8 protein-coding genes are annotated in these 12,996 nt (G+C 73.5%); 5 read left to right on the plus strand and 3 right to left on the minus strand.

Going from position 1 to position 12,996, the window contains the following annotated elements; translation table 11 throughout:
* The 3 genes from NE235_RS21920 to NE235_RS21930 form a co-directional block, all read right to left on the minus strand.
* On the minus strand, window positions 1–993 hold the full coding sequence (locus NE235_RS21920; RefSeq protein ID WP_252805926.1) for a phytoene/squalene synthase family protein: 993 nt from the start codon (window positions 991–993) through the stop codon (window positions 1–3).
* A complete protein-coding gene (gene crtI / locus NE235_RS21925) occupies window positions 990–2,528 on the minus strand; it encodes a phytoene desaturase family protein (protein WP_252805928.1) in 1,539 nt (512 codons plus the stop codon). The genes NE235_RS21920 and crtI overlap by 4 nt, the downstream gene beginning before the upstream one ends.
* A gap of 106 nt (window positions 2,529–2,634) precedes the next feature.
* Window positions 2,635–3,831, minus strand: coding sequence for a trans-sulfuration enzyme family protein (locus NE235_RS21930; protein WP_252805930.1), 1,197 nt, complete (start codon window positions 3,829–3,831; stop codon window positions 2,635–2,637).
* Window positions 3,832–3,942: 111 nt separating this feature from the next.
* On the opposite strand from NE235_RS21930, the gene NE235_RS21935 reads away from it, so the two are divergent.
* The 5 genes from NE235_RS21935 to NE235_RS37575 all read left to right on the plus strand — a co-directional run bounded on the left by NE235_RS21935 (window position 3,943) and on the right by NE235_RS37575 (window position 12,927).
* The gene (locus tag NE235_RS21935) at window positions 3,943–5,382 is read left to right on the plus strand and encodes an extracellular solute-binding protein (protein ID WP_252805932.1); all 1,440 of its coding nucleotides are present in this window, start codon (window positions 3,943–3,945) and stop codon (window positions 5,380–5,382) included.
* A 134-nt stretch (window positions 5,383–5,516) separates the two neighbouring features.
* Complete coding sequence (locus tag NE235_RS21940) at window positions 5,517–6,863, plus strand: extracellular solute-binding protein (protein WP_252805934.1); 1,347 nt, start codon at window positions 5,517–5,519, stop codon at window positions 6,861–6,863.
* 37 nt (window positions 6,864–6,900) lie between these two features.
* On the plus strand, window positions 6,901–7,821 hold the full coding sequence (locus NE235_RS21945; protein WP_252805937.1) for a carbohydrate ABC transporter permease: 921 nt from the start codon (window positions 6,901–6,903) through the stop codon (window positions 7,819–7,821).
* Window position 7,822: 1 nt separating this feature from the next.
* The gene (locus NE235_RS21950) at window positions 7,823–8,665 is read left to right on the plus strand and encodes a carbohydrate ABC transporter permease (RefSeq protein ID WP_252805939.1); all 843 of its coding nucleotides are present in this window, start codon (window positions 7,823–7,825) and stop codon (window positions 8,663–8,665) included.
* 17 nt (window positions 8,666–8,682) lie between these two features.
* Entirely contained in the window at window positions 8,683–12,927 is a 4,245-nt protein-coding gene (locus NE235_RS37575) for a glycoside hydrolase family 38 N-terminal domain-containing protein (protein WP_289849008.1), read from the plus strand.
* Window positions 12,928–12,996: the final 69 nt, after the last annotated feature.

A 12,996-nucleotide genomic window follows, 5' to 3' on the forward strand; every position in this document is an offset into this window, starting at 1 on the left:
TCACCTCCTCCGGGCGGGCTGTGTGTGCACCGCCCGCGTCCACAGGGTGCGGCCGAACGCCGATCCGGCCAGGGCGAGCCGCCGGCCGGTGCTGACGCTGACCCGGCCGGCGAAGACGTTGTGACCGCGGTCCTCGATCCGGTCGAGGATGCGGGAGTACAGGGCGTACGCGGTGGCGATGCAGGGCCGCGAGGCGGGGTCGAGCAGCGCGATCCCCGGGCGGGCCAGCCGGTAGACGGCCCGGGTGCGGCCGATCTGGTCCGCCAGCGCGTGCCGGACGCGCGGTTCGACGCGTCCGGTCCGCCGGCACCAGGCCAGCAGGTCGCGGTCGACGCCGTAGGCCGCGAGCTCGTCGGCGGGCAGGTACACCCGGCCGCGGTCGAGGTCCTCGCCGACGTCGCGCAGGAAGTTGGTCAGCTGGAACGCCCGTCCGAGGGCCGTGGCGTGCGGTACGGCCCCGGCCGGGTCGCCGACCGTGCCGAGTACGGGCAGCATCTGCAGGCCGATGACCTCGGCGGATCCGTACATGTAGTCGCGCAGGGCGGCCCGGGTCGGGTAGCCGGTGACGGTGAGGTCCATCCGCATGGAGCGCAGGAACGCGGTGAACAGCGCGCCGGCGATGCCGAACCGGCCCGCCGTGTCGACGACGGCGGCCAGGACGGGGTGGTCGCTGCGGCCGGTGCGCAGGCCCGCGGTGAGCGCGGCGGCGACGTCGTCCAGCAGCGCGGCGATCCGGTCGGGTCCGTGTCCGGGACCGGGCTCGTCGACCAGGTCGTCCGTGTGGCGGGCGAACCCGTACAGGGCGTGGACCGCCGGTCGCCGGGACGGTGGGAGCAGCCGTGTCGCGAGGAAGTACGTCCGGCCGTGGCGCGCGTTGAGCGCCCGGCACCGGCGGTACGAGGCGCGCAGCAGCGGGTCGGTGATCCCGGCGGCGTCCAGCTCACGGCGCGCCGCCGCCTCCCCCGCCTCCCGGGGTCCGGCCCGGCCCGTCATCGCGGGCCGCTCGCGGGGGTGAGCCGGCCTGCCGGGTCCGCGATGAGCACGCGCCGGCCCCGGGGCACGCCGGTGATGCGGTCGGCCGCGAGCCGGCCGGACATGAGGGCAGTGGGGATGCCCACGCCGGGCACGGTGCCGCAGCCGGCCAGGACGGCGTTCTCCACCGCGCGCGGGACGTTGGCGGGCCGGAACGGCCCGGTCTGCCGCAGCGTGTGCGACAGGCTGAAGGGCGTGCCCGCGGTGAGGCCCAGGCGTTCCCAGTCGGCGGGGGTGTCCAGGTGGAGCGTCTCCACGGTGCTCGGCGCGAAGCCGAGCCGGCCCGCCGCGGTGTCGAGCATCCGGCGGGCGTAGGCGGGACCGGCGCGATCCCAGTCGTCCGGCCGGTCGGCGAGGTTCGGGACGGGGGCCAGGAGGGACAGCAGTTGCCGTCCGGGCGGGGCGAGGGAGCGGTCGGTCGCGGTCGGCCGGGTCAGCAGGAGCGACGGGTCGCGCATCAGCCGGCCATCGAGGACAAGGTCGTCGAACACGCTCTCCCACGCCTGCCCGAACAGGAGGTTGTGGTGCAGGGTCCCCTCCCACACGGTGGGCGCGGACAGGTGCAGGACGACCGCCGAGGGCGCCAGTTGGAGCGGCACGACGCGGTACGGCGAGCAGCCGAGCAGGCGGTACGCGACCGGCAGCTCGCAGCTGAGGACGACCGCGTCGCACCCGATCCGGTCCCCGTCCTCGGTGTGGACCGCGGCGACGCGGCGGCCCCGGCGCTCCAGCGACGCGACGGTCGCGCCGTAGCGGAACGTGACGCCGGCGTCCGCGGCCGCGGCCGCCAGGGCGTCCGGCAGCGCGCGCATCCCGCCGTACGGAAAGTAGACGCCGCCGATCGTGTCCATGTACGCGATCACGGCGTACAGCGCGAGGGCGGTGCGGGGCGCGACGCCGGCGTACAGCGCCTGGAAGGTGAAGACCCGCCGCAGCCGCTCATCGCGGATGAAGCGGCGGACCGCGCGCTCCCACTGGCCGAACCCGCCCAGGACCGTCAGCCGCGCCAGCTGTGGCCCCAGCAGGCGGAGCGGCGAGTCGAAGTTGGTGCCGATGAAGTGCGCGAACTCCGCCTCGTACAGCCGGAGCAGCCACTGCCGCAGCCGCCGGTAGCCGGCCGCCTCCCCCGGCCCCGCGAAGGCGCGGATCTCCTCGGCCATCGCCTCCGGGTCGGCGCGGACGTCGAGGACGCTCCCGTCCGCGAAGTGGGCGCGGTAGGCGGGGTCCAGCCGCACCATCCGCAGCCGGTCCGCCATCGACTCGCCGACCGCCGCGAAGGTGTCCTCGACGACGCCGGGCATGGTCAGCACCGTCGGCCCGGTGTCCAGGAGGTGGCCGGCGACGTCGCGGCGCCCGGCCCGGCCGCCGGGCCCGGCGAGGCGTTCGACGACGGTGACCTCACGGCCGCGCCCCGCGAGGTGCAGCGCGGCGGACAGACCTGCGAGCCCCGCCCCGATCACGACGATCCGGTCGGTGCTTCCCGCGACGGTGCGCATGCCCCTCGGGTACCCGCACAGCCGCTCCCCAAGCACCTCCGGATCCCTATCACCGCAGGTCAGGGCGGTAATGCGCGGATTGACGCGGAAAATCCCGCGGCCGGTCTCAGGTCGCCTTGGCGAGGGCCTGGTCGAGGTCGGCCCACAGATCGTCGGGGTGCTCGATGCCGACGGCGAGCCGGATCGTGCCGGCGCCGATGCCCGCCGCCCGCAGCTGCTCGTCGCCGAGCATCCGGTGGGAGGTGCTGGCCGGGTGCAGGACGTAGGTCTTCACTCCCCCGAACGAGGGCGTGAGGGCCGCCAGGCGGACCGCTCCGGCGAAGGCCGCCCCGGCCTGGCGCCCACCGGCCAGGTCGAAGGACAGCACGCCGCCCTGGCCGTCGGGCATCAGGCGGACCGCGACCTCGTGGTCCGGGTGGTCCGGCAGGCCGGGGTAGCGGACGGCCGCCACTGCGGGATGACCCGCCAGCCGCCCGGCCAGGTCGAGGGCGTTGTCGCAGTGCCGCCGCATCCGCAGGGCCAGGGTCTGCATCCCCCGTACGGTGAGCCAGGACGCGAACGGGTCGGCGGACGCGCCGAGTTCGGCCGCGTAGTGCCAGACCTTCCGGCGCAGCTCCTCGGTGGCGAACACCGCGACGCCACCGAGCACGTCCGAGTGCCCGCCGAGGTACTTCGTGGCCGAGTGGACGACGACGTCCGCGCCGTGGGCGATCGGGCGGCACAGGATCGGGCTGGCGAAGGTGTTGTCGACCACGCTGAGCACGCCCGCGTCCTTCGCCACCGCGATGAGGGCGGGCAGGTCGACGACCTGGGTGGTCGGGTTGGCGATCGTCTCCAGGTAGAGCACGCGCGTGTTCGGGCGCAGCGCGGCGCGGGCCTCCTCCGGGTCGGTGCCGGAGACGTAGGTCACCTCGACGCCCCACCGTTCGGCGAGGTCGTCGAGCATCCCGATCGTGGCGCCGTAGAGGCAGTCCTGGGCGACGACGTGATCGCCGGTGCGCAGGACCGCGAGCAGTACCGCGTTGATGGCGCCCATCCCGGACGCCGCGGCGAGCCCCGCGACCCCGCCCTCGAGATCGGCCACCGCCTCCTCCAGCGTCCGGACGGTCGGATTGCCGAGCCGGCTGTAGAAGAACGCGCCGTCGGGCCCGCCGAACGCCTCGGCCATCACGTCGGCGTCGTCGAAGGCGAACAGGTGCCCCTGGTAGATCGGCACGCCGACCGGGCGGCTGCCCGCCACCTCGACGACGGGCGGGTGGACGGTCCGGGTCTCGGCGTGCGGTCTGTCCTGCGGTGAGGTCATGCGTCCCATCCTCGACCCGGGACCGCCCGATGGCCAAAACGCCGCTCCGCAGGTTATTTGTCGTCTGTGGACGACAAATATGCTGGGCCTGACCCCCGACCGAGGACGTCCATGGACATCGCGCAGCAGCCTCTGCCCGCCTACTACCGCCTGAAGCGGCGCCTTCTCGCCGACATCGAGAGCGGTCACTACGGCGTGGACGGCAGGCTGCCCACCGAGCACGCCCTGTGCGCGGCGTACGGCCTGAGCCGCACGCCGGTCGCGCGGGCGCTGTCGGAACTGGCGGCCGAGGGGGTCGTCGTGCGGCACCGCCGCCGCGGCACGTTCGTGAACCCGGAGTGGATGCGAGCGCTGCGCGCCGCTCCGGAGGTCTCGGTGATGACCTGCGACCAGGCCTGGGAGGACCAGCTTCGGGAGGCCGCCGGCAACGACCTGCGGCTGTCGATCACGTCGGCGCCGCTGAGCGAGCTGCGGACGCTGTTCCGCCGGGCGATCGCCGAAGGACGCGGCCCGGACCTGGCGCTGGTCGACTCCGTCTGGGTCGCGGAGTTCGCCGAGTCCCACATGCTCACGCCGATCGGCGAGCTCGATCCCGAGTGGGTCGCGGCCGAGCACGACGCCGACTTCCTGCCGCCGTTCGCCGACGCGTACCGCCTGGACGGCGACGGCATCGTGGCCGTCCAGGCCCAGGCGGACGTCACCGGCCTGTGGTACCGCCGGGAGGCCCTGGACGCCGTGGGCGCCTCCCCGCCCGCCACGTGGCGCGAACTGCGCGCCCTGGGCCGTACGCTCGCGGCCGGTCTCCCCCGCGACCGGCACGCCCTGGTGATGCCCGGCGGCCCGGCCGCGACGGAGACGGCGACGTACGCGCTGGTCGGCCTGCTCGCCGCGAACGGCGCGACGATCTTCACCGCCGACGCGGTGACGCTCGACTCTCCCGCCACCGTGGAGACGCTGCGGTTCCTGCGCCGGCTCGTCGACGACGGGGTCCTGCCCGCCGAGGTGGTGACCTACGACCGGCACCGGGCGGCCCGGCTGCTGGCGGCCGGGCGCGCGGACCTGTTCGTGGGCGCGAGCTACCACGCCGAGCTGATCGCCGCCGAGACCGGCACCACGCTGCCCGAGGTCGGCGAGCGGTTCGGGTTCGTCCCGCTGCCGGCGGGCCCGCACGGGCCGCCGTCGATCCTGTGCGGCGGAATGGTCTACTGCATCCCCCGCCAGGCCCGGAACCCGCGGCTGGGGATGCGGCTGCTGCGCTCGGCGACGGCGCCGAAGCGCCTGGCGGACCTGTGCGCGGAGACCGGCCAGCTCCCGCCGCGCCGCAGCGTGCTGGACGCCATGGCGCCGGTCTCGCCGTTCCACGCCCAGACGGCGGCGCTGCTGGAGCACGCGGTCATGCGGCCGTCGGCGCCGGTGTACGCCCTGGTCTCCGCGCAGCTCCAGACGCTGCTGGAGGGGGTGCTGACCCGGCGGTGGAGCCCGGCGGCGGGCGTCGCCCTGGCCGCCGACCGGATCAGCGCGATCACCGGCCTCCCCGTCGTCCGCGCCTGACCGCTCGTTTCGTTCCCGCCCGACCGGCGGACGTAACGCGTTCGTAACCCATTCGCCCGTCCCTCTTGACGTGGAACGCTCCAGCTTCCACATTTGCCACAGCACAGTGGCAAATCCCCCTGGAGGGAGCGCACATGCGTCGGAAATCAGCCCTCGTGATGACGGCGGTCATGGTCGCGGCGACGGCGAGCGCCTGTGGCGGCGGGTCCTCGGACAGCAAAACGATCAAGGTCGCGTACCAGAAGTTCGGCAACTTCATCGGCGCCGACGAGCTGTTCAAGAAGATCAAGCCCGTCTTCGAACAGCAGAATCCCGGTCTCAAGCTCAAGCTCATCCCCATCGAAGCCGACGAGAACTCCTACTACACGAAGCTCAACCTCATGCGACGGTCGCCGAAGACCGCCCCGGACGTCGCCTACGAGGACACGTTCTTCGTGAACTCCGACGCCGAGGCGCGCTTCCTGCGGCCGCTCGACGACGACCTCAAGTCCTGGCCGGACTGGTCGCAGTTCGTCGACGCCGCCAAGGCCGCCGGGCAGGCGGCCGACGGCCACACGTACGGCATTCCCATGGGCACCGACACCCGCGGCCTCTGGTACAACAAGCAGATCTTCGCCAAGGCCGGGCTCCCGCAGAACTGGCAGCCGAAGACCTGGAACGACGTCCTGGCCGCCGCCCGCCAGATCAAGTCCAAGGTCCCCGGCGTGATCCCGCTCAACGTCTACGCGGGCAAGGGCGTCGGCGAGGCGTCCTCCATGCAGGGCTTCGAGATGCTGCTGTACGGCACGGGCGACAAGCTGTACGACGACCAGACGAAGAAGTGGGTCGCGCCGAGCCGGGGCATGGGCGCCGCCTTCGACTTCCTCAAGACCGTCTACTCCTCCGGGCTCGGTCCCACCCAGCAGCAGGCCCTCGACCCGCACTGGAGCGACAACGTCGCCGGGCAGGAACTGCCGAAGGGCAAGCTCGCAATCGCCCTCGACGGCTCGTGGCTGCCGCAGGCGTGGATCCCCGGCGGGGCGAACGCCTGGCCGCAGTGGTCCAGCGTCCTCGGCACCGCGGCCATGCCCACCCAGAACGGCCAGGCCCCCGGCAAGGTGTCGCTGTCCGGCGGCTGGCTGCTGTCGGTCGGCGCCCGTACCAAGAACCCCTCGGCCGCCTGGAAGCTCGTCCAGCTCGCCATGAACAAGGAGAACTCCCTGTTCTTCTACGTCAAGGCGACGCAGGTGTCGGTGCGCAAGGACGTCGTCGCGGACCCGAAGTACCTTGAGGGGAATCCGACCCAGCGGTTCTGGACCGACCTGGTGTCCGTCACCCAGTACCGCCCCGCGTACAACGTCTACCCGCAGATCTCCAACCAGCTCCAGGCCGCCAGCGAGGCGGTCGTGACCGGCCAGTCCTCGCCCCGGTCGGCGATGAACGACTTCGCCGGCCAGGTGAAGCAGATCGCCGGGCCGGACAAGGTGGAGGCGAGGTCCTGATGGCCCGTACGCGCTCCACCCGAGGGGTGACGCCCTGATGGTGGCCGTGGGCCTGCCCGAGCGCACCGTGACCCGCCGCCCGCCCGCCCGGCGCGGGCGGCGGGCCGCCGGGCGGGTGCTGCCGCTGGTGCCCGCCTTCGGCCTGCTCGCGCTGTTCTTCGTCGGGCCGATCCTGTGGTGCGTCTACGCGTCGTTCACCGACATCTCCCTGACCGGCGCGGGCGCCAGCAGCCCCCACCTGGTCGGCCTGCGCAACTACCGGCAGATGTTCTCCGACCCGGCGTTCGCCAAGTCCCTGTGGCTCACGGTCGTGTTCGTCATCGGCTCGGCCGTCATCGGGCAGAACGTCGGCGGCCTCGCCCTCGCCCTGCTCATGAACGGCCGGCACCGGATCGTCCGCGCGGTCGTCGGCGGCATCGTCGTCGGCGCGTGGGTGCTGCCGGAGCTGGTCGCGGGGTTCATGTGGTACGCGTTCCTGTCCGACCACGGCACCTTCAACGCCATCCTGCGCGCGGTCGGCCTGCACGGCGGGAGCTGGTTGTACAGCAGCCCGCTCGCCGCCGTGACGATCGCGAACGTGTGGCGCGGCACGGCGTTCTCGATGCTCGTCTACTCGGCCGCGCTGTCGAACGTCCCGGACGAGCTCCTGGAGGCCGCCTCGGTGGACGGCGCGTCGGGCTGGGCGCGGCTGCGGCACGTCACGCTGCCGCTGATCCGGCGGGCGATGCTGACCAACCTGATGACGATCACGCTGCAGACCCTGGCGGTCTTCACACTGATCTTCGTCATGACGGGCGGCGGTCCCGGCACCAAGAGCCAGACCTTGCCGATCTTCATGTACCAGGAGGCGTTCAAGTTCTACCACCTGGGCTACGGCGCGGCCCTCGCCATCGTCCTGCTGGCCGTGGGCGCGGTGTTCTCGCTCGTGTACCTGCGGGCCATGCGGAAGGAGGTGTGACGTGGCCCTCGCCTCCCCCACCGCCCCGAGGCGGCGTACGGCCGCGGTCGCCGCCTACGCCGAGCTGGCCATCGTGGCGCTGGCCTTCCTCGCGCCGTTCGGCTGGCTGTTCCTCGCGTCGCTCTCCACGAGCCCGACGCTGGACACCTCGATCCCCGACGAGCCGACGCTGCGCAACTTCGCCGACGTCCTCACCGGGGACAACCTGCACTCGCTGGCCAACAGCCTCGTGCTGTCGCTGGGCTCGGCGCTGCTCACGCTGCTGCTCGCCGCGCCGGCGGCGTACCCGCTGTCGCGCTACGGCCGCAGGTTCGGCCGGCCGATCCTGCTCGGCCTGCTGTTCGCCACCGGCCTGCCCGTCACCGCGATCATGGTCCCGGTGTACGGGCTGTTCGTCCAGCTCGACCTGCTCGACTCCGTCCCCGCCACCGTCCTGTTCCTCACCGCCACCGGACTGCCGATGGCGATCTGGATGATGAAGAACTTCATGGACGAGGTGCCGATCTCCCTGGAGGAGGCGGCCTGGGTGGACGGCGCGAACGGCCTGCGGGCCCTGGTGCGGATCGTGCTGCCGCTCATGGTCCCGGGCACGACCGTGGTGTTCACGTTCACCTTCGCCCTCACCTGGGGGAACTTCTTCGTCCCGTTCATCCTGCTGATCGATCCGGGCAAACAGCCGGCCTCGGTCGCGATCTACCAGTACTTCGGCATCAACGGCATGGCCTCCTACGGCCTGCTGGCCGCCTTCTCGATCCTGTACTCGCTGCCCGTCGTCCTGCTCTACGCCGTCGCCCAGCGCACACTGGGCAACGCGTTCGCGATGCAGGGCGCCGTCAAGGGCTGAGCCGGAGGAACGCCTTCATGCGCATCGCCGCCATCGAGCCGACCGACCTGTTCGCCGGCTCGACGTCGCATCCCCGACAGATCGTCCGCGTGACGCTGACCGGGACCGACTTCCCCCTGACCGAGATCCGGGTCTCGCTCACCGGCCCCGCCGTGAGCACCCCCGAACCCACCGTCGTCACCCGCCTGAACCCCGGTGAGACCCTGGTCGCCGAGGTCGGCGTGCGCCTCGCCGAGCCCGTCACCGAGGGCGCCGTCCGCCGCGTCACCGCCGTCGCCGAGACGGCGGGCCAGGACCGCGCGACCCTCGACGGCGAGATCGTCGCCGCCGTCACCGGCTGGACGATGTGGATGGTCTCCCACTTCCACTACGACCCGGTGTGGTGGAACACCCAGGCCGGGTTCACCGAGACCTGGTACGACCTGCCCGCCGCCGAGGAACGCCGGCCGGCGTTCGTCAAGACCGCGCTCGACCTCGTCCGCGCCCACCTGGACGCGGCCCGGCGCGACGAGGACTACAAGTTCGTGCTGGCCGAGGTCGACTACCTCAAGCCGTACTGGGATGTGCATCCGGAGGACCGCGCGGACCTGCGGCGATTCCTGGCCGAGGACCGGATCGAGATCGTCGGCGGGAACTACAACGAGCCGAACACCAACCTCACCCACCCCGAGTCCACCATCCGCAACGCCGTCTACGGCATCGGCCACCAGCGCGACGTCGCCGGCGGCGACCCGCGCTCGGCGTGGATGCTCGACGTGTTCGGCCACGACCCGGCCTATCCGGGGCTGATGGCCGACGCCGGGCTCACCTCCTCCGCCTGGGCGCGCGGCCCCTTCCACATGTGGGGCCCGAACCGCCACGTCGGCGACAACGAGCGCATGCAGTTCCCCGCCGAGTTCGAGTGGATCTCCCCGAGCGGCCGGGGCCTGCTGACCGCGTACATGGCCAACCACTACAGCGCGGGCTGGGTGATGGAGGAGCAGGCCCGCACGCTGGAGGAGGCCACGGAGCTCGCCTACACCCAGTTCGGCGAGCTGCGCCCGGTCGCGGCGACCCGCAACGTCATGCTGCCCGTCGGCGGCGACCACGTGATCCCGTCCCGGTGGAGCACCGAGGTGCAGCGGGACTGGAACAAGCGCTACGTCTGGCCGCGCTTCGTCGTCGGCCTGCCGAAGGAGTTCTTCGCCGCCGTCCGCGCGGAACTCGGCGAACGCCGCGCCGTGCCGATGCCGCAGACCCGCGACATGAACCCGGTCTACACCGGCAAGGACGTCTCTTACATCGACACGAAGCAGGCGCAGCGGGCCGCCGAGGTCGCGGTGCTCGACGCCGAGCGCCTCGCCACGCTCGCCGCGCTCACCGGCGCGGCCTACCCGGCCGAGGCGGTGGACAAGGCGTGGCGGCTGCTGGCGTACGGCGCCCACCACGACGCGATCACCGGCAGCGAGTCCGACCAGGTGTACGTCGACCTGCTCGGCGGCTGGCGCGAGGCGTACGAACTGGGCGACACCGTCCGCGCCGCCGCCCTCGACCACCTCGCCGCGCGGGCCGACACGACGGGCCCGGGCCGTCCGGTGATCGTGGCGAACACGCTGTCCTGGGCGCGCGACGGGATCACCACCGTCCGGCTGACCTTCGACGAGCCGCGCCCCGGGCTGCGCCTCGTCGACGACGCGGGCGAGCCGGTGCCCTGCCTCGCCGAAGGCGTACGGACCGCCGGGAACAGCGGCGTCGCGGAGGTCACGCTCACCTTCCTCGCCCGCGCGGTGCCCTCGCTCGGCTACCGGATCTACCACGTCGCCGACGCCGAAGATCTACCTTCGGGCTGGACGCCCGCCGAGGGCGCCGAGGCGCGGAACGCCGCGTTCGCGGTGACCGCCGACCCTGCCCGGGGCGGCGCCCTGACCTCCATCCGCGACCTGCGGACGGGCGACGAGCTGATCCGGCCGGGCGGTCTGGGCGGCGAGCTGTACCTCCAGGAGGAGCACCCCACGCACCCGACCTGGGGCGAGGGCCCCTGGCACCTGCTGCCCGCCGGCCCCGGCCACGGCACCGGCGCCCGCCCCGCCTCCGTACGGATCGAGGAGTGCCCGATCGGCCGCCGGATCGTCACCGAGACGACCCTGGACGGCCTGACGATCACCGGTGAGGTCCTGCTGTGGGACGGCGTCGACCGGGTGGACTTCCGCACCCACGTCGGCGGCTCGATCGGCCAGGACCACCTGCTGCGCGTGGGCTTCGACCTGGACGTCCCCGGTGGCCGGCCCGTCTCCGAGGTGGGGTTCGCCGCGATCGGCCGCCCGTTCGGATTCCCGGACGCCGACACGGCCGAGAGCCTGTGGACCCTCGACAACCCGGCGCACACCTGGACCGCGCTCAGCGCGACCGTGCGGATCGCGCTGACCGGGGACGACGGCTCCCGGCAGGAACACGCGGTCGGCGTCGCGGAGGTGATCGGCACCGACGAGGGCGAGCCCGCGCGAACGGTCCTGGCCGCGCTGGCCGCGCAGGGTGTCACCGCGACGTTCGGCCGCCCGGACGGCCCCCGCTACGGCGCGCTCGACGTCGACTCCAACCTCCCCGACACCCGCATCGTCCTCGGCGGCCCCGAGGACAACGCCTTCGCCGCGGAGGTCCTCGCCGCCGCCGACCCGGCGTACACGGCGGCGCTGGCCGAGCACGGCCGGGTCTTCGTGCCCGCCGCCCGCCCGCTCGCCGAGGTCTGGGTCCCGGACGCCGACGTGCGCGGCGCCCGCGACCTGCCCGTCCTGATCGTCACCGGGAACGTCGCGGACCTGTGCGCCGACCTCGGCGACGCGACCATCGACGTACGGCGCCCGGCCGGGCTCGCCGGAAGCGACGCGCCGTACACCGGCCGGTCGGTCGCGCTGCTCAACGCCGGCCTGCCCGGCACGGTCACCACCCCGGACGGCCGGGTGTACCTCAACCTGATGCGCGCCTGCAGCACCTGGCCGAGCGGCGTGTGGATCGACGGCCCGCTGCGCACCGCCCCCGACGGGTCGAGCCTGTCGTGGCAGCACTGGAACCACACCTTCGGCTACTCCCTGACGGCCGGCGCGGGCGACTGGCGGGCCGCGGGCTTCGTCCGGGCGGGCCAGGAGTACAACCACGCCGTCCTGACCCGGCCCGCCACCGCGCATCCCGGAGAGCCCGCGCCCCGCGACGGCCTGGTCACGGTCGAGCCGGAGAACGTCCTGCTGTCCGCGCTCAAACCGGCCGGCAACCCCCTCGCCGCCGCCCGGCCGGACCGGACCGACCCCGCCGACGGCGTCACGGTCCGCGTGTACGAGTCGGCCGGCCGCCCCGCGACGGCCCGGATCGGCCTGTTCACCGGCGTCTCCGGCGCCTCCCCCACCGACCTCCTGGAGTCCGGGGACGAGGCGGCCCCGGTGGACGGGACGGCCGAGGTTCCGCTGGGCGCCGCCGACGTCGCCACCGTCCGCCTCCGCCCGGCGTCGGGCGCGGGCGGCCCGTCACCGCTCGGGCCGGGCGCGGAACCGGGCCGGCCGCCGCTGGGGCCTGGCGCGGAGCCGGTCCAGCCGGTGTTCGGCCGCTACTGGCTGCACAACAAGGGCCCCGCTCCCCTGGGCGGCCTCCCCACCGCCGTTCACCTGTCCCCGCAGCGGCTCGCCCTCGCCGGCGCCGAGCGGATCCGCCTCACGGTGGCCGCCTCGGGCCGGGAGGCCACGGGCCGCGTCGAACTCGACGTGCCGGAGGGGCTGACCGTCACCGCCCCGGCCCTGGAGTACCGGCTCGCGCCCGGCGGGTTCGCCGAGTACGAGCTGACCGTCGACGCGCCGGGAGCGGCCGCGGGCACCTACTTCGTGGCCGCCCGCATCCGCGACGACCTCGGACAGGTCATCGAGGACGTCGTCACGGTCCAGGTCGGCGCCGAGACCGCGGAGGACCCCCTGAACGTCGAGCTCGCCTCACCCCCTCTGCGGCTCCAGGCGGGCGACGACGGCGAGATCGTCGTGCGGCTGCGCAACTCCGCCGCCGCGCCCGTCCGCGGTGAGGCCCAGCTGATCAGCCCGTACGGCACCTGGGGCACGGCGCCGGACGTCCTGATCGCCCCGTGGACGGCGGGGTTCGAGGTCGCCCCGGGCGCCGAGACGGTCGTTCCGTTCCGCGTGCATGCGCCCCGGACGGCGAGACCGGGATCGTGGTGGGCCCTCGTCCGCGTGACGTACTTCGGCCGCCTCGCCTACACGGAAACGGTCGCCGTGGAGGTCACCTCCTGATCCACGCCGAGGGTTCTGGTGGTCCCGGCCACCAGAACCCTCGACACTGACGCGGCGACCCGCGCAGTG

The sequence above is a fragment of the Actinoallomurus spadix genome, assembly GCF_024055725.1.
GTDB classification, from domain to species: domain Bacteria; phylum Actinomycetota; class Actinomycetes; order Streptosporangiales; family Streptosporangiaceae; genus Actinoallomurus; species Actinoallomurus spadix.

Excerpts from the sequence above, each read along its gene's own strand:
- NE235_RS21920 (WP_252805926.1), bottom strand. The coding sequence starts at position 993 with ATGACGGGCCGGGCCGGACCCCGGGAGGCGGGGGAGGCGGCGGCGCGC.
- crtI (WP_252805928.1), bottom strand. The coding sequence starts at position 2,528 with ATGCGCACCGTCGCGGGAAGCACCGACCGGATCGTCGTGATCGGGGCG.
- NE235_RS21930 (WP_252805930.1), bottom strand. The coding sequence starts at position 3,831 with ATGACCTCACCGCAGGACAGACCGCACGCCGAGACCCGGACCGTCCAC.
- NE235_RS21935 (WP_252805932.1), top strand. The coding sequence starts at position 3,943 with ATGGACATCGCGCAGCAGCCTCTGCCCGCCTACTACCGCCTGAAGCGG.
- NE235_RS21940 (WP_252805934.1), top strand. The coding sequence starts at position 5,517 with ATGCGTCGGAAATCAGCCCTCGTGATGACGGCGGTCATGGTCGCGGCG.
- NE235_RS21945 (WP_252805937.1), top strand. The coding sequence starts at position 6,901 with ATGGTGGCCGTGGGCCTGCCCGAGCGCACCGTGACCCGCCGCCCGCCC.
- NE235_RS37575 (WP_289849008.1), top strand. The coding sequence starts at position 8,683 with ATGCGCATCGCCGCCATCGAGCCGACCGACCTGTTCGCCGGCTCGACG.